The 15,212-nt window shown below is 62.2% G+C and carries 15 protein-coding genes and 1 tRNA gene; 12 read left to right on the top strand and 4 right to left on the bottom strand.

Going from position 1 to position 15,212, the window contains the following annotated elements:
• Positions 1 to 174 precede the first annotated feature (174 nt).
• The 5 genes from yajC to NKI88_RS03020 all read left to right on the top strand — a co-directional run bounded on the left by yajC (position 175) and on the right by NKI88_RS03020 (position 5,587).
• A complete protein-coding gene (yajC, locus tag NKI88_RS03000) occupies positions 175 to 522 on the top strand; it encodes a preprotein translocase subunit YajC (protein ID WP_023667680.1) in 348 nt (115 codons plus the stop codon).
• A gap of 54 nt (positions 523 to 576) precedes the next feature.
• Positions 577 to 1,572 (top strand): SecDF P1 head subdomain-containing protein, encoded by a 996-nt coding sequence (locus NKI88_RS03005; RefSeq protein ID WP_023744782.1) that lies wholly within the window; start codon positions 577 to 579, stop codon positions 1,570 to 1,572.
• A 217-nt stretch (positions 1,573 to 1,789) separates the two neighbouring features.
• Positions 1,790 to 4,342: a protein translocase subunit SecDF gene (secDF, locus tag NKI88_RS03010; RefSeq protein WP_023667677.1), complete on the top strand. Its 2,553-nt coding sequence runs from the start codon at positions 1,790 to 1,792 to the stop codon at positions 4,340 to 4,342.
• 11 nt (positions 4,343 to 4,353) lie between these two features.
• Positions 4,354 to 4,743, top strand: a complete 390-nt coding sequence (locus NKI88_RS03015) for an Mth938-like domain-containing protein (RefSeq protein WP_023667676.1) — start codon at positions 4,354 to 4,356, stop codon at positions 4,741 to 4,743.
• 25 nt (positions 4,744 to 4,768) lie between these two features.
• Complete coding sequence (locus NKI88_RS03020) at positions 4,769 to 5,587, top strand: phytoene/squalene synthase family protein (RefSeq protein WP_502909424.1); 819 nt, start codon at positions 4,769 to 4,771, stop codon at positions 5,585 to 5,587.
• Positions 5,588 to 5,623: 36 nt separating this feature from the next.
• On the opposite strand, the gene trmFO is transcribed toward NKI88_RS03020, so the two are convergent.
• Positions 5,624 to 7,036, bottom strand: coding sequence for a methylenetetrahydrofolate--tRNA-(uracil(54)-C(5))-methyltransferase (FADH(2)-oxidizing) TrmFO (trmFO, locus tag NKI88_RS03025; RefSeq protein ID WP_352653697.1), 1,413 nt, complete (start codon positions 7,034 to 7,036; stop codon positions 5,624 to 5,626).
• A gap of 18 nt (positions 7,037 to 7,054) precedes the next feature.
• Here trmFO and NKI88_RS03030 point away from each other — a divergent pair, with 18 nt between their 5' ends.
• On the top strand, positions 7,055 to 7,381 hold the full coding sequence (locus NKI88_RS03030) for a hypothetical protein (protein WP_352653698.1): 327 nt from the start codon (positions 7,055 to 7,057) through the stop codon (positions 7,379 to 7,381).
• A gap of 171 nt (positions 7,382 to 7,552) precedes the next feature.
• Here the strand turns inward: NKI88_RS03030 and NKI88_RS03035 are convergent, their stop codons facing one another.
• Together NKI88_RS03035 and NKI88_RS03040 are read right to left on the bottom strand one after the other, a co-directional pair.
• Positions 7,553 to 7,696: a DUF1127 domain-containing protein gene (locus tag NKI88_RS03035; protein ID WP_023667673.1), complete on the bottom strand. Its 144-nt coding sequence runs from the start codon at positions 7,694 to 7,696 to the stop codon at positions 7,553 to 7,555.
• 51 nt (positions 7,697 to 7,747) lie between these two features.
• The gene (locus tag NKI88_RS03040; RefSeq protein WP_006335194.1) at positions 7,748 to 7,888 is read right to left on the bottom strand and encodes a DUF1127 domain-containing protein; all 141 of its coding nucleotides are present in this window, start codon (positions 7,886 to 7,888) and stop codon (positions 7,748 to 7,750) included.
• Between the two features lie 233 nt (positions 7,889 to 8,121).
• On the opposite strand from NKI88_RS03040, the gene NKI88_RS03045 reads away from it, so the two are divergent.
• From NKI88_RS03045 to NKI88_RS03055, 3 genes are all read left to right on the top strand, one after another.
• Entirely contained in the window at positions 8,122 to 9,234 is a 1,113-nt protein-coding gene (locus NKI88_RS03045; protein ID WP_352653699.1) for a DUF2157 domain-containing protein, read from the top strand.
• A complete protein-coding gene (locus NKI88_RS03050) occupies positions 9,231 to 9,812 on the top strand; it encodes a GDYXXLXY domain-containing protein (RefSeq protein WP_352653700.1) in 582 nt (193 codons plus the stop codon). Before NKI88_RS03045 ends, NKI88_RS03050 begins: the two co-directional genes overlap by 4 nt.
• A gap of 75 nt (positions 9,813 to 9,887) precedes the next feature.
• Entirely contained in the window at positions 9,888 to 11,336 is a 1,449-nt protein-coding gene (locus NKI88_RS03055) for an aromatic amino acid lyase (protein WP_352653701.1), read from the top strand.
• A 101-nt stretch (positions 11,337 to 11,437) separates the two neighbouring features.
• On the opposite strand, the gene NKI88_RS03060 is transcribed toward NKI88_RS03055, so the two are convergent.
• Positions 11,438 to 11,522 (bottom strand) — tRNA-Leu (locus tag NKI88_RS03060).
• A 352-nt stretch (positions 11,523 to 11,874) separates the two neighbouring features.
• On the opposite strand from NKI88_RS03060, the gene tig reads away from it, so the two are divergent.
• The 3 genes from tig to NKI88_RS03075 all read left to right on the top strand — a co-directional run bounded on the left by tig (position 11,875) and on the right by NKI88_RS03075 (position 15,077).
• Positions 11,875 to 13,350 (top strand): trigger factor, encoded by a 1,476-nt coding sequence (gene tig / locus NKI88_RS03065; protein WP_023681635.1) that lies wholly within the window; start codon positions 11,875 to 11,877, stop codon positions 13,348 to 13,350.
• A 260-nt stretch (positions 13,351 to 13,610) separates the two neighbouring features.
• On the top strand, positions 13,611 to 13,991 hold the full coding sequence (locus NKI88_RS03070; protein ID WP_023667668.1) for a c-type cytochrome: 381 nt from the start codon (positions 13,611 to 13,613) through the stop codon (positions 13,989 to 13,991).
• A 153-nt stretch (positions 13,992 to 14,144) separates the two neighbouring features.
• Entirely contained in the window at positions 14,145 to 15,077 is a 933-nt protein-coding gene (locus NKI88_RS03075) for a heme o synthase (RefSeq protein WP_352653702.1), read from the top strand.
• Positions 15,078 to 15,212: the final 135 nt, after the last annotated feature.

Genomic DNA, 15,212 nt, shown 5'->3' on the forward strand with positions numbered 1-15,212 from the left:
GATCTTTTGCGAAAACCACGCCCGTATTCCGGAAGCATGCTCTAACACGGGTCAACCGGCCGGAAAAGCAGCTGAAAGCCCGGCCGCGCAGTTGCATTGGTAACTTTACCCACTATATTCCGGCCAAATTTGGCGAGGCCGCCCTACGGCCTTCTTCGTAACCAGGAGTTCTTGATGTTCGTCACACCGGCATACGCCCAAGCTACCGGAACTCCGCTTGGTCCGTTCGGGGATATCGGCATGATACTCCCGTTCGTTCTGATCTTCGTGATCATGTATTTCCTCATCATCCGGCCGCAGCGCGCCCAGTTGAAGAAGCGCCAGGAGATGATCTCGGCCGTGCGCCGTGGCGACACGGTCATCACCGGCGGCGGCTTCGTCGGCAAGGTGACCAAGGTGATCGACGACAATGAGCTTGAGATCGACCTTGGCGGCGGCACCAAGGTGACGGCGCTGCGCTCGACGATCGCCGATGTTCGGGTCAAGGGCGAGCCGGTGGCCAATCAGAACGCCAAGAAGTAAGCCAGTTTCCCAAGCGGAGCGATCCGCGGGCAGAGCTCTGACAAAAGACGGCGTATGGTCCATTTTTCGCGCCTGAAAATGATCCTGATCTGGCTTGCTATGGCCACAATGCTCGTCGACGCGCCCAGTCTTCACGCTGCCGGCGCGGACGTGCTGCTTCGATTGGACGCGACCGATGTGATCGATCGCCGGTTGGAGGCGACGCGTGACGAAATCAGGACGCTGCTGCGCGATGCAAGGATCGGCTATACTGGTCTTGCTAAGTCGGGTCGGGCCGTTCAGGTGCATATCACCGACGCCGCTCAGGTCGGCGCGGCCAAGATGGCATTGGAGGCGGTGACTGATCCTGTCCTTGGCAGCGCTGGTCCGGTCCAGGAAGTGATCCTGGATGATACCGGAGCAGCGTTGCTCAAGTTCACGGTAACAGACACAGGTATCAAGTATCGGATGTCGATCGCGCTTGCGCAGTCGATCGTGGTCATTAAGAATCGCCTGCGTGATCTTGGTGTAGCCGACCCAGTAGTGCGGCCAGAGGGCGAAGACGGTATGCTGGTCCGGACCTCGGGCGTTGCGGATTTGCAAAGGCTGAGGAGAATTCTCACCCGAACCGGAATGCTGACTTTTCAGTGGGTTGATGAGTCGATGCCGGTCGCTGATGCGATCAATGGCCGGACGCCCGCTGGCTCGGTGGTGGTTTATTCGAAGGACGATCCACCGGTTCCCTATCTGGTTGAGAGCCGAACGATCGTTTCCAGTGACGACATTGTCAATGCTCAGGCGACTCCCAACTCCGTCACAAATGAGCCGGCGGTTTCGTTCACCTTCGATTCCAGGGCAACGGCACGCGTTGCGCAGGCGACCTCGCAGAATGTCGGCAAGCTATTTGCGATGATCCTCGACAACCAAGTGCTTTCGGTGCCAGTCGTCCGCGAGCCAATTCTTAACGGCCGCGGCCAGATATCGGGCAACCTCACCAAGGAGAACGCCGATGATCTGGCCTTGCTTTTGCGTTCCGGACCGATGCCTGCACGATTGAAAATAGTCGAGTAGCGCACGATAGCGCCCGGCGGTGATCAGAATTAGAATGGAACCGACAGAGGCGATTGACGCCGAAACCGCTGCCGGCGGCAGCGCCAAATTGACCTCAGCGCGCTCGACAATCGGCGAAGTGCGGGTTAAGGGCGAGCCGGTGGCAAATAAGAACGCCAAGAAATAACCGAATTGTCGGCGGAACGATCCGCCAGTACGCCCTGACGGACAACGCCATATGCTGTATTTTTCGCGCCTGAAGATGATCCTGATCTGGATCGCCGTGGCCGTCACATTCATCCTTGCCGCGCCAAATCTCTTCCCGGCCAGCACATTGGCGCAATTGCCCAACTGGGTGCCGAAGCGGCAGATGACGCTTGGTCTCGATCTGCAGGGCGGTTCGCACATCCTCTTGCAGATGGACCAGAATGATCTCGTCAAGGCGCAGCTGGAAACGACGCGCGACGAGATCCGCACGCTGCTGCGCGATGCCAAGGTGGGCTATACCGGCCTTGGCGGCACCGGCAGGACCGTACAAGTGCGCATCACCGATCCAACCCAGATCGATGCCGCCAAGGCGGCGCTTAAGCCGCTGACCGATCCGGTCGCCGCCGGCCTGTTCACCGGTGGCTCCATCCAGGAAATGTCCCTGGATGATTCCGAAGCCGGGCTGCTCAAATTCACCGTCACCGACGCCGGCATCAAATACCGCACCTCAGCCGCATTGGCGCAGTCGATCGAAGTCGTCGAGCGTCGCGTCAACGAACTCGGCACCACCGAGCCGATCGTGCAGCGGCAGGGCGACGACCGTGTGCTCGTCCAGGTGCCGGGCCTGCAGGATCCGCAAAGGCTGAAGGAGATCATTGGCCAGACCGCCAAGATGACCTTCCAGATGGTCGATACCTCGATGTCGGTGCAGGATGCGCTGAACGGCCGCCCGCCGGCAGGCTCCTCGGTGCTTTATTCGCAGGACGATCCGCCGGTTCCGTATCTGGTGGAAAATCGCGTCATCGTGTCCGGCGAGGATCTTGCCAAGGCCACCGCAACTTATGATTCCCGAAACAACGAGCCAGTGGTTTCGTTCGTCTTCAACTCGCGCGGTGCGACACGGTTCGGCCAGGCGACGCAGCAGAATGTCGGCAAGCCGTTCGCCATCATCCTCGACAATCAGGTGATTTCAGCGCCGGTGATCCGCGAACCGATCCTCGGCGGCAGCGGCCAGATTTCAGGCAATTTCACCGCCGAAAGCGCCAACGACCTCGCCGTGCTGCTGCGCGCCGGTGCGTTGCCGGCAAAGCTGACCGTGATCGAAGAACGCACGGTGGGCCCGGGCCTCGGCCAGGATTCGATCCATGCCGGCAAGGTCGCCGGCATCATCGGCTCCATTCTCGTCGTCGCCTTCATGTTCGTCGCCTACGGACTTCTCGGCTTCCTCGCCAACATTGCGCTCGCCGTGCACGTGGCGATGATCGTCGGGGTCTTGTCGCTGCTTGGCGCGACACTGACCTTGCCCGGCATTGCCGGTATCGTGCTGACCATCGGCATGGCGGTCGATTCCAACGTGCTGATCTATGAGCGTATCCGAGAGGAGCGACGGGCCGGCCGTTCGGTCATCCAGTCGATCGACACAGGCTTCACCAAGGCGTTGGCGACCATCGTGGATTCCAACGTGACGTCGCTGATTGCCACGGTCGTGCTGTTCTATCTCGGCACCGGACCGGTCAAGGGCTTCGCCATCACCTATGCCATCGGCATTTTGACCACGGTGTTCACCGCCTTCACCTTCACCCGTCTGCTGGTGTCGATCTGGCTGCGCCGTGCGCGTCCGAAGGAATTGCCGCGTGCGCCGGTGACCTTCGTTCCGGCCGGCACGAAAATCCCGTTCATGGGCATCCGCCGCTGGACGTTCGCACTGTCCAGCCTGCTGTCGATCGCGTCGGTTATCGGATTCCTGACCATCGACATCAACTACGGCATCGACTTCAAGGGCGGCTCGATCATCGAGGTGCAGTCCAAGCAAGGCGACGCCGATATTGGCGATATCAGAAGCCGGCTGTCGGAGCTAAACATCGGTGAAGTGCAGGTCCAGCAATTCGGCGCGCCGAACGACGTGCTGATCCGCGTCGGCACCCAGGATGGCGGCGAGAACGCCGAGCAGACCGTCATCGACAAGGTGCGCGGCGAGCTCCAGGACAATTACGATTTTCGCCGCGTCGAGGTGGTGGGCCCGACGGTTTCGGGCGAGCTGGCCAAGCAAGGCACGATTGCGATGATCATCGCGCTGATCGGCATCCTGGTCTATGTGTGGTTCCGCTTCGAATGGCAGTTCGCGGTCGGCGCCATCGTGGCGACGGTGCACGATGTGGTGATGACGCTGGGCTTCTTCGTCATCACCGGGCTCGAATTCAACCAGTCTTCGCTGGCGGCGATCCTAACCATTATCGGCTATTCGCTCAACGACACGATCGTCGTCTATGACCGTGTTCGAGAAGATTTGCGAAAATACAAACGAATGCCGCTGCCGCAATTGTTGAACAACGCCATCAACGAGACTCTGTCGAGAACGACGCTGACTTCGGTGACGACCATCCTGGCGCTGCTGGCGCTGGTGTTGTTCGGCGGCGAGGTGATCCGCTCGTTCACCATGGCGATGCTGTTCGGCGTCGTCTTCGGTACCTATTCGTCGATCTTCATCGCAGCGCCCTTGCTGATCCTGTTCAGGCTCAGGCCGCAGGGAGCGAGCGCCGATGAGGAGAAGCCGGTTGGTGGCGGCAAGGCCATGGCGACCTGACGGCTGCGCTGGTGGCAAAAGGCATCGTCATCCGCGAGGCGCATTTCCCCGGACGGGCGCCGATCGAAGCCTACGGCAATGGCGGCTTCCGCTTCGCCGACATGTCGCATCGCGGCTCGCTTCTTTGCCTGCCCTCCGGCATCCATGGCTGGGAGCCGGCCGATCCGCTGGCCCTGACGGCGGCGGATTTCGACCTGCTGCTGGCCGAGGCCGACAAGGTCGAGATCCTGCTGGTCGGCACAGGCAAGGATTTGCGGCCCTTGCCGGCAGCACTTCGGGCGGCGCTGAAGGCGGCTGGCATTGGCTCCGACCCGATGTCGACGGGGGCAGCGGTGCGGACCTACAATGTGCTGCTTGCCGAAGACCGCGCCGTGGCCGCGGCGCTCATCGCCGTCGACTGACGTGACCGATACAGCTGACATCGTCATGGAGGCGGTGCGCGCCGGCGACCATGACCGCTATGTCAGCGCACTCTATGCACCGGCCGACAAGCGCGCGGCGCTGTTTTCACTTTACGCCTTCAATGCCGAGATCGCCTCTGTCCGCGACCGCATCCACGAGCCATTGCCGGGCGAAGTGAGGCTGCAATGGTGGCGCGATGTCATCGGTGCTGAAGCCGCAGCCACAGGCAACCCGCTCGCCGATGCGCTGAAGGCGACGATTTCTGCCCATGGCCTGCCCAAAACTGCCTTCGACAACATGCTCGAGGCCCGCATCTTCGACCTCTATGACGATCCGATGCCGTCGCGCACCGATCTCGAGGGCTATTGCGGCGAGACGGCGGCCGCGCTGATCCAGCTGGCGGCGATGGTGCTCGATCCCAATGAGGCGCCGCGCTTTGCCGAACTGGCGGGCAGGGCCGGCTGCGCCCAGGCGATGACCGGCCTGTTGCTGCTGTTGCCGCTGCATCGCCGAAGCGGGCAATGCTTCGTGCCGGCGGATATCCTTGCCGCGGCCGGCTCGTCGCCGGAGGAGTTCGTCAGCGGCGACGGCGGCCCCGGCGCTCAGCGCGCGGTGGCTGCGATGATTGCATTGGCGCAGGAGCATCTCCGCGCTTTCGAGCAAGGGGCGTCCGCACTTCCGGAAACGCTGCGTCCGGCGTTCCTGCCGCTGGCGCTGACCAGCGCCTATCTCGGCAAGATGGCCAATGGCCGCTCGCCGCTTGGTGGCGCAGCCCGGCTTTCGGCTCTGCGCCGGCATTGGCTGTTGCTCAGGCGCGCAACGCGGGGATGGCCAGCGAGTTGACGTAAACGTCAATCGCGTTAGGACTCTGAGACTTGGCTATTCAGCAGCTTCCGCTGTTTGCGCCGGCAGCCCTAGCCACTCCCGACAATCTGCCCGCGCGCGTGAGGTGATCGCGTGGCGCTTGGCCACCGTCTTGTCCTTGCCGCGCAGGCGTTTGCCTTCGGTCTTCGGTGCTTCCACCGGCGGGAACAGGCCGAAATTGACGTTCATCGGCTGGAACGAGCGTTTGCCCGGCTCGTCGTCGGAAACGATGTGGCCGCCGGTGATGTGGTTGAGCAAGGCGCCGAAGGCGGTGGTGAGCGGTGGCAGCGATGGCGCGTGGCCGAGCCGCTCGGCGGCGGCGAAGCGGCCGGCGAGCAGGCCGATCGCCGCGCTCTCGACATAGCCCTCGCAGCCGGTGATCTGGCCGGCAAAGCGCAGGCCCGGCCGCGACTTCAGCTGCAGCGAGGCGTCGAGCAAGGTCGGCGAATTGATGTAGGTGTTGCGGTGCAGGCCGCCGAGACGGGCGAACTCGGCGTTTTCCAGACCCGGAATGGTGCGGAACACGCGCACCTGCTCGGCATGCTTCAGCTTGGTCTGGAAACCGACCATGTTGTAGAGCGTGCCCAGCGCATTGTCCTGACGCAGCTGCACCACGGCATAGGCTTTTACCGTCGGATTGTGGGCATTGGTCAGCCCCATCGGCTTCATCGGCCCGTAGCGCAGCGTCTCGACGCCGCGCTCGGCCATGATCTCGATCGGCAGGCAGCCGTCGAAATAGGGCGTGCCTTCCCACTGCTTGAATTCGGTCTTCTGGCCGTCGACCAGCGCCTGTACGAAGGCGAGATACTGGTCCTTGTCCATCGGGCAGTTGATGTAGTCCTTGCCGGTGCCGCCGGGCCCAACCTTGTCGTAGCGCGACTGGAACCAGCAAATGTCCATGTCGATCGTGTCGAAATGGATGATCGGGGCAATCGCGTCGAAGAAGGCCAGCGCATCGGCGCCGGTTGCCTCGGCGATCGACTGGGCGAGCGACGGCGCGGTCAGCGGTCCCGTGGCGATGATCGCCTGGTCCCACTCCGCCGGCGGCAGGCCCGGCACTTCCTCGCGCTCGATGGTGATCAGCGGGTGCGCTTCAAGCTTTTTCGTCACCGCGTCGGAGAAACCGTCGCGATCCACGGCCAGCGCGCCGCCTGCCGGCACCTGGTTGGCGTCGCCGGCACTCATGATCAGCGAGCCGGCCAGCCGCATTTCGGCATGCAGCAGGCCGACGGCGTTGTTCTCGGCATTGTCGGAGCGGAAGGAATTGGAACAGACAAGTTCGGCAAGTCCATCGGTCTTGTGCGCATCGGTGCCGCGCACCGGGCGCATCTCATGCAAAATGACGGGAACACCGGCTTGTGCTGCCTGCCAGGCGGCTTCGGAGCCGGCGAGGCCGCCGCCGACGATGTGGATAGGATTTTTGCTCATGAGCGCCGGAATAATCGCTTGGCGCGCCGTTTGCAATTGGCCGGTGCGAGCGTGGGGCATTGTCGTGCAACGACGGAGCTCGAGTTTCTTATGTCCGCGGCGACGCTTGGATGGCGGCGCAAAGCGCCTCGATCGACCGCAAGCACAGCCGAAAACCTGCCCCAAAAACAACAACACCCGCCGCGGGAGGAGGTGCGGCGGGTGTCGTTTTTGGGGCCGATCCTCGGGAGGAGGTGGGGATCGGCCGTATTCGTCATCGCCGGGGAGGAGGTCGGCTTTGACGAAATTCTTTTCGCCGGATCGAGGGAGGCGAAATCCCTGGAAGACGAACTGCGTTCACTTTGAAGACGAACTAGCGTTCGCTTCGGAAAGACGAACTGCGTTCGGTTTGGAAACAGCGCCCGCCGCGGGTGGAGGGGCGGCGGGCGCCGTTTTGGTGGTCAACCCTCGGGAGGAGGTGAAGGCTGACCGTATCCGTCAGGGTCGGGGAGGAGGTCGACCCTGGCGAAATTCTGGCTAGATCGTTGCCCTGCGGGCGATGATCTTGATCTCGTCACGGACGATGCCGAGATCATGGAGCTGACGGTTCGAAAGGCGACCCAGCTCGGTAACGGTGTCGCGGTAAACGCGCCAGTTACGATAGTTGCGGATCAGGTTCATTGTCGTTCTCTTTTTCAAAACTGGTTCGGACCATTTGCGATCCGAAGAGGATTAGACCGCCTTGCGGGCGACGTAGTGGATGTCGCTGCGGCTGATGCCGAGGTCGGTCAGTTCACGGTTCGACAGGCGGCTCAGCTCGGAGACGGTGTCCCGGTAGCGGCGCCAGTTGCGGTAGTTGCGGATCAGGTTCATGGTAGTGCTCGTTTCGTCTTTCTTCGGATCATTCCGTTTGTGTACGAACAGTAAATAGGCTGGGTAATATCGATTTAAAAGTGCTGTTGGCGCATGGCAGCAATGCAAATTGTGCAATGCAACATTAACGCGCGTTCACGGCTTCGTCATGAAGACCCGAATCGAAAAATGACGCTGCGTCAACGATTTGAGCGGATCGGCTGTCAGAAAGACCAAGCTGGGGGAGAAGCGACATGGCGAGTTATTCGTCACGGGCGAGGGCCGATATCGGGCGGTGGCTGCAGGCCGGCCTGATCGACGCGAAGACGGCCGATGCGCTTAAGTGCGACATCGACGCAAACGAGCGCAAATCGCTGAGCTTCGGCACTATATTGGCAATGATGGCGGCGCTGCTGTTCGGCGCCGCGATCCTGCTCTTCGTCGCCGCCAACTGGGACGCCATCCCGCGGCTGGTGCGGGTCGCGGCACTGTTTGCCGTCATTCTCGCCGGCTATGTCGGCGGCGCGGTGTTGAAGATGCGCGACCATGCGGCGATCGGCGAGGCGCTGTGGATCGTGGCCGCCGCGGCCTTCGGCGGATCGATCGCGCTGATCGGCCAGATGTACCATCTCACGGGCGACGAGGCCTCGGCCATCGTCACCTGGGGCATCGGCACGGCACTTGCCGCGGTGGCGTTGCGCTCGAACCCGCTGACGGTCGCTGCCGTCGGCATATCCGTTGCCTGGCTGTTCGTGCGCGCGTTCGACTTTTATGACCGCCCCGTATTTCCGGATTTCTTCGTCGTGATGGCGCCGGTGCTTTTTGTCGTCTCGTTCTGGACGCGTAGCCAGCCGGCACGCCACTTGATCATTCTCTCGGTCATTTTCTATATCGCGGTGCGCGGCCTGGACCAGAACACGCTCGCCCTGGCTATTCCTCTGGTCGCGGTGTCGGCGCTGCTGTTTGCGGTTTCCATCTTCGCCGCCGGGCCGGCCGACTGGATCTTGCAGCTCGGCGGGCGGCTGCCTTTGCACGCCTTGACCGGCTTTCTCACCGGGCTGGCGATGATCCAGATCGAACTGGGCGATGATAACGCCTTCAGCAACGGCTTTGCCGTCGCCTCGGTTATCGCGCTGGCCGGGATTGCGGCGGCGATCGTTCTGGGCGGGCGCGAGAGCAGGGGGCTGCGCTGGGTTGCTTATGCCGGCTTTGCCTTCGAACTTGCCATTATCTACGTCGTGACCTTGCAGACGATGCTCGGCACGGCCGGCTTCTTGCTGGCTGCCGCGGTGCTTTTCGGCACCCTGGCTCTCGTCATCATCCGTGTGGAAAAACGCATGAAGGCCCCGGAAGGAGCGGCAGCATGATGTCGGGAAAGAAACTTGTCATCTCGGCGCTGGTCCTGGCGCTCGTCCAGATCGGCTTCCTGAGCTGGATCATCGCCGGCCGCGCGGCGATCCTGCGCAACGGCAAGGAGGTCTTGCTGAAAGTCGAGCCGGTCGATCCGCGCGATCTGCTGCGCGGCGACTATATTATCCTCGGCTATGAAATATCGCGCTTGCCGGTGAAGCTGATCGCCAACATCCCGGCCGGCCAGCTCGTGAGCGAGAACACGCCGATCGTGGTCCGGCTGAAGCCGGGCGCCGACGGCTATTGGCATGCGACCACGGCCTGGTTCGGCAGGGCTCCGACGCCGGCGACCGCCGACGAAGCCGATATTGTCGGCCAGGTCGCGCCGGGCTGGACGCTTGATCCTGAATCCACGATCGCACCGCAATACGGCATCGACCGCTTCTACCTACCTGAGGGCCAGGGCATGGCGATCCAGAACGACATGCGGGTGCGGCCATTCGGCGTGCGCGTCGCGCTCGCCGCCAGTGGCCAGGCACAGATCAAGGCGCTGATGGACGGCGACAAGACATTGTTTGAGGAACCGCTCTACTAGAAGACATTACCCAGGGCATGGATTTCGGCAACGATCGATCGCTTCGCCCTCATGCAAACCAGACGGGCGAAGACAATGCCGATTACGGTGACGACGCGCGAAGATATCAATCTCGATGCCGTTTTGCGCGTCGCCTGGAGAAACGACACGGTCGAAATCGGCGACAAGGCCTTGCAACGCATTGCCGAATGCCGCGCCTCGTTCCTGAAAATCATTGAGTCCGATCCGCCGCCGGTCATCTACGGCGTCACCACCGCCATGGGCGAGCTGGCAAGCCGCAAGCTCGAACTTGACGAGCGCGACCGCCATGCGCGCATCAAGGCGTATGCCGCCGCCACATCCTTCGGGGAGCCGTTGCCCGAGCGCGTGGTCAGGGCGATCGTGCTGGCACGGCTGACCAATTTCATCGAAGGCAATGCCGCCACCACGCCGCGCATCGCGCTGGCCGTTGCGGCGATGCTCGACGGCGGCCCGATGCCGGTGGTGTCGTCGCAGGGGCAGGGCGGCGCCGGCGAGATCCTGGCGCTCTATCCGCTGTTTGCCGAGCTTACCGCCGGTCTGGAGCTCGAAGTGAAGGAGCGGGGCTCGCTGATCAACGGCTCGCCCTGCGCTGCCGCCCTTGTGGCGGACGCAGCACTTGCCGCACGCCGTCGCGTCGCGATGGCGCACAAGGTGTTTGCGCTGTCGATCGAAGCCTTTCGTGCGCCGCTCGAGCATTATGATGCCTCGCTCGACGGGCTGTGGGGCGACGCGCACGAAGCGGCCGCCTTGCAAGGGTTACGGCAATACCTGGTTGGCGCCGGCGACGGCCGGCGAAACTATCAGGCGCCGGTCAGCTACCGCATCGGGCCGCGCGGGCTCGGCCATGCGCACCGGGCGCTGACCGGCGCCGAGCAGGCGGCCACCGTCTCGCTTGCCTCGATCTCGGATAATCCGGTCTATATCCCGCCCGACGCCGCGCACCCGCTCGGACGCTGCATCTCCACCGGCGGCTATCACAATGCCATTGCGACGCCGGCATTAGACGATCTGGCGGCGATCTGGGCCGATCTCTGCCTGCTTTGCGACCGCCACGCCTCAAAGCTGCTGAACGGCAAGGTGTCGCTGCTGCCCGATCTGTTGATGACCGGTCGCCACTGGGCCGACAGCGACGGCCACGGCAATGTCGGCTATGTCCCGATGGCGATCACCGGCTATCTCGAGCAGGCCAAGCTCGCGGCGCAGCGCACCTTCATCCCGGGCACCGAATCGGCGGGCGCCGGTCAGGACGACGTCGCCACGACGGCATTCTTCGCCTGGACCAAGGAGGCGACCGCCGGACGCTGCCTCGATGCGGCGATGGCGATGCTGGCCATGATCGCCTCGCAGGCGCTGCACGTCACTGAACGCGCCGCGCCGCCGGCATTGCAGGATTTTGTCGCGGATATCAGGAAGATCGTGCCGCCGGTCGACGCCGACCGGGTGCTGGGGCCGGAGCTGGCGAAATTGGCGGAGTGGTTTACCGGTCAAGTGTTTGAAGTGTAGGCCGTCGCCGCCAGTCCTCCTACGCCACGGCTTCGGAGGACACCCTTCGCTACATCAAGCTCCTGGGTGGCAGGCCACCCGAAGCTCGATAGAGCGAAGGGTGGTGCGGATGAAGGGACTCGAACCCCCACGCCTTTCGGCACTGGAACCTAAATCCAGGGCGTCTACCAGTTCCGCCACATCCGCATTTGTCGGCAATCCCATGTAGCCATCATTCTGTCAATGTCGGGGCGAAAATGTCTGCCGTTGGGGCGGTCATTCGCTGCAACGCGAAGATGGTTGAAAATTGGCCTCGCCTGTGACAAAAGGCGTGTCAAATGTGACGGGACGCGCCGATCCGCTTCTGCAGAATGTGATAAGAAGTAGGAAAAACAAGAACTTATTCACATCTTGGAACGCAGTTTGGAACAATTTGAGCCGTAATTTCGGTCAAATCGCCAGGTTCCGTACCAAAAGCCATTCCCGGCAAGATTGTACCGGCAGGCTGTGAACGGCAAGACGCCGTGGCAGCCTCTTTGGTGAAGATAAAGGTTTTACGATGCAGGTCACCGAAACGCTCAACTCCGGTCTCAAGCGCGAGATCAAGATCACCGTGCCGGCCGGTGATATGGAAGCCAAGCTGATGGCGCGGCTGTCCGACGCCAGGAACAAGGTCCGCATCAACGGCTTCCGTCCCGGCAAGGTGCCTGTGCAGCATTTGCGCAAGGTCTACGGCAAGTCGTTCATGGCCGAAGTGGTCAACGAGATCCTCAACGATTCGACCCGTTCGATCATCACGGGGCGCGGCGAAAAGGCCGCCATGCAGCCTGAAGTGATCATGACGGAAGACGAGAAAGAGGCCGAGAAGATCCTGGCCGGCGGCGCCGACTTCGAATTCCGCCTCAACTACGAGGTCATCCCGGCGATCGAGATCAAGGATTTCTCCGACATCAAGGTGACGCGCCAGGTATTCGAAGTGCCGGACAGCGAGATCGACGAGCAGGTCCAGCGCGTTGCCGAATCGGCGCGAAGCTTCGAGCCGAAGACCGGCAAGGCCGCCGAAGGCGATCGCGTTTCGATCGACTATGTCGGCAAGATCGACGGCGAGGCCTTTTCCGGCGGCGCCGGCACCGACCAGCCGCTGGTTCTGGGATCCAAGGAATTCATTCCGGGCTTCGAGGACCAACTGATCGGCGCCAAGGCCGGCGACGAGAAGCAGGTCACGGTCACTTTCCCGGAAAACTACCAGGCAGCGCATCTGGCCGGCAAGGAAGCCACCTTCGACGTCACCGTCAAGGAAGTGTCCAAGCCCGGCGCGCTGGAAATCAACGACGAGATGGCCAAGAACCTCGGCCTGGAATCGCTGGAGCGCCTGCGCGACGTGGTGCGCGGCCAGATCGAGAACCAGTTCGGTTCGATGACCCGCCAGAAGGTCAAGCGCCAGCTGCTCGACCAGCTTGACGCGGCCTATTCATTCGAGGCGCCGTCGAAGCTCGTCGATGCCGAGTTCAACAACATCTGGACCCAGGTTAACCGCGATCTCGAAGCCGCCGGCCGTACCTTCGCCGACGAGGAGACGACGGAAGAAGAGGCACGCGCCGAATATCTGCGGCTTGCCGAGCGCCGCGTGCGCCTCGGCCTGGTTTTGGCCGAGATCGGCGAGAAGGCCGGCGTCACCGTTTCCGATGAGGAACTGCAGCGCGGTCTGTTCGAGCAGGTGCGCCGCTACCCGGCCAATCAGCAGCAGGAGGCCTTCGAGTTCTATCGCAGCAATCCGGAAGCCCTGAACACGCTGCGCGCGCCGATGTTCGAGGAGAAGGTCGTCGACCATCTGCTCAGCCAGATCTCTGTCACCGACGTCAAGGTCAGCAAGGAAGAGCTGATGGCTGATGACGAAGAGGGCGATACCGCCAAGGCCAAGCCGGCGAAGAAGGCCGCTGCCAAGAAGGCCGACAAGGCTGAAAAGGCCGACGACGCGGAAGAGCCGAAGAAGAAAGCAGCCCCGAAGAAGAAGGCCGCCAAGGACGCCGAATAAGCGTCTGACGACAAGATCAGAAAAGGCCGCCCTCGAGGCGGCCTTTTTCGTTGTGGCGGATGTGCCTTGAGCCACCGCAGCCCACCTGAACCTTTGTACGGTCGACCTGTTCTACCTACCGGCCAGATTCTGTGGTACACAAGTGCCGCAATTCCATCTGGGGAGGAGCGGAGAATCTATTCTGCCGTGCAGGGCGCATGCTGGTGCTACCGGCATGTGCAGACCGTCTCAGGCAAATTTGACGATCAGGGAGGAATGCCATGCGCTTGGTTGCGTTTTTCGCCGTCGTTTCCGTTGCAACTTTCATCGCCAATCCATCGCGGGCACAGGACGCCGCGGCGGGCGAGAAGGTCTTCACCAAATGCAAGGTCTGCCACGTCGCAGACCAAGACACCAACAAGATAGGCCCTTCGTTGCATGGCGTTATCGGCCGGACGGCCGGCACGCATCCGGATTTTAAATATTCCGAAGCCATGATCGCGGCCGGCACATCCGGCGTCAAATGGGATGAGCCGACACTGACGACGTATCTTCACGACCCCAAGGCAATGGTCAAAGGGACGAAGATGGCGTTTCCCGGCCTCAAGAAGGACGAGGACGTCGCCAACGTCATCGCCTATCTGAAGCAATTTTCCCCGTAACCTGGCTCTTTGGCCGGCCAGAGCGTTTCACCGTTTCACGGAAACGGCGATCCGCTCGACCTCTTTGTTCTTACGCAATTCCGGACGGAAAACCGCATACACTTTTCCTGGAATTGCTCTAGGCTGCCCGGTTTCCATCGATGGTCGTCTCAAATGTCGGTCAAGGAAAGCCTCAAGGATACCGGCGTCCGCCTCTCGGAAGCGACGGCCAGTGATTTCTTTGCGCTCTTGAAGCCTCGGGTCATGGCCCTTGCCGTCTTTACCGCCTTCGTCGGTCTGATGGTGGCGCCCGGCGCGATGAACCCGGTCATCGCCGTGATCGCCATAGGTGCGATTGCGGTTGGAGCGGGAGCGGCCGGCGCGCTCAACATGTGGTACGACGCCGACATCGACGCGCTGATGTCGCGCACGTCAAAGCGGCCGGTTCCGTCGGGCCGCGTCACGGCCGGCGAAGCGCTCGGCTTCGGCCTGGTGCTTTCCGCACTTTCGGTCATGACGCTCGGCGTGCTGGTGGGCTGGCTTGCCGCGTCACTGCTGGCCTTCACAATCTTTTTCTACGTCGTCATCTATACGATGTGGCTGAAGCGCTCGACGCCGCAGAACATCGTCATCGGCGGCGCAGCGGGTGCCCTTCCTCCGATGATCGGCTGGGCGGCGGCCACCGGCGCCATCGGCATTGAAAGCCTGATCCTGTTCCTGATCATTTTCCTGTGGACGCCGCCGCATTTCTGGGCGCTCGCACTGTTCAAGGCCGGCGACTATGCCGCTGCCGGCATCCCGATGATGCCGAACGTGGCCGGCCAGGCCTCGACCAGAAGGCAGATCTTCGCCTATTCACTGCTTCTGGCACCGATCGGAGTGCTGCCCTGGGCGTTCGAATTTACGAGCGGGGTCTATGGGATTGTTTCGGCTGCGTTGGGCGCGGGTTTCATCTGGCATGCCTGGAACGCCCTGGTCATCCTCGACAAGGAGATGAAGCCGGCCAAGGCGCTGTTTGCCTATTCGATCTTCTATCTTTTCGCGATCTTTGCCGTGCTGCTTGCCGACACCATCGCGATGCGCGCGTTCATGTCAGCCGGAGGGTGACGGCATGACGCTGTGTTCGGAAACCTCGCCTTCCGGGAGCCTTTTGTAAGAACGGGCGACAAGCTCCAGTCAATGGAGTATATTGATTGCGGTGCAGGTCGCGGTTCGCGTGGCCAGTCATGCAGAACGGCAGCA

This window comes from Mesorhizobium sp. M0317, assembly GCF_040321555.1.
In the GTDB taxonomy this organism is placed as follows: Bacteria; Pseudomonadota; Alphaproteobacteria; order Rhizobiales; family Rhizobiaceae; genus Mesorhizobium.

Excerpts from the sequence above, each read along its gene's own strand:
- yajC (WP_023667680.1), top strand. The coding sequence starts at position 175 with ATGTTCGTCACACCGGCATACGCCCAAGCTACCGGAACTCCGCTTGGT.
- NKI88_RS03005 (WP_023744782.1), top strand. The coding sequence starts at position 577 with ATGGTCCATTTTTCGCGCCTGAAAATGATCCTGATCTGGCTTGCTATG.
- secDF (WP_023667677.1), top strand. The coding sequence starts at position 1,790 with ATGCTGTATTTTTCGCGCCTGAAGATGATCCTGATCTGGATCGCCGTG.
- NKI88_RS03020 (WP_502909424.1), top strand. The coding sequence starts at position 4,769 with ATGGAGGCGGTGCGCGCCGGCGACCATGACCGCTATGTCAGCGCACTC.
- trmFO (WP_352653697.1), bottom strand. The coding sequence starts at position 7,036 with ATGAGCAAAAATCCTATCCACATCGTCGGCGGCGGCCTCGCCGGCTCC.
- NKI88_RS03035 (WP_023667673.1), bottom strand. The coding sequence starts at position 7,696 with ATGAACCTGATCCGCAACTATCGTAACTGGCGCGTTTACCGCGACACC.
- NKI88_RS03040 (WP_006335194.1), bottom strand. The coding sequence starts at position 7,888 with ATGAACCTGATCCGCAACTACCGCAACTGGCGCCGCTACCGGGACACC.
- NKI88_RS03045 (WP_352653699.1), top strand. The coding sequence starts at position 8,122 with ATGGCGAGTTATTCGTCACGGGCGAGGGCCGATATCGGGCGGTGGCTG.
- NKI88_RS03050 (WP_352653700.1), top strand. The coding sequence starts at position 9,231 with ATGATGTCGGGAAAGAAACTTGTCATCTCGGCGCTGGTCCTGGCGCTC.
- NKI88_RS03055 (WP_352653701.1), top strand. The coding sequence starts at position 9,888 with ATGCCGATTACGGTGACGACGCGCGAAGATATCAATCTCGATGCCGTT.
- tig (WP_023681635.1), top strand. The coding sequence starts at position 11,875 with ATGCAGGTCACCGAAACGCTCAACTCCGGTCTCAAGCGCGAGATCAAG.
- NKI88_RS03070 (WP_023667668.1), top strand. The coding sequence starts at position 13,611 with ATGCGCTTGGTTGCGTTTTTCGCCGTCGTTTCCGTTGCAACTTTCATC.
- NKI88_RS03075 (WP_352653702.1), top strand. The coding sequence starts at position 14,145 with ATGTCGGTCAAGGAAAGCCTCAAGGATACCGGCGTCCGCCTCTCGGAA.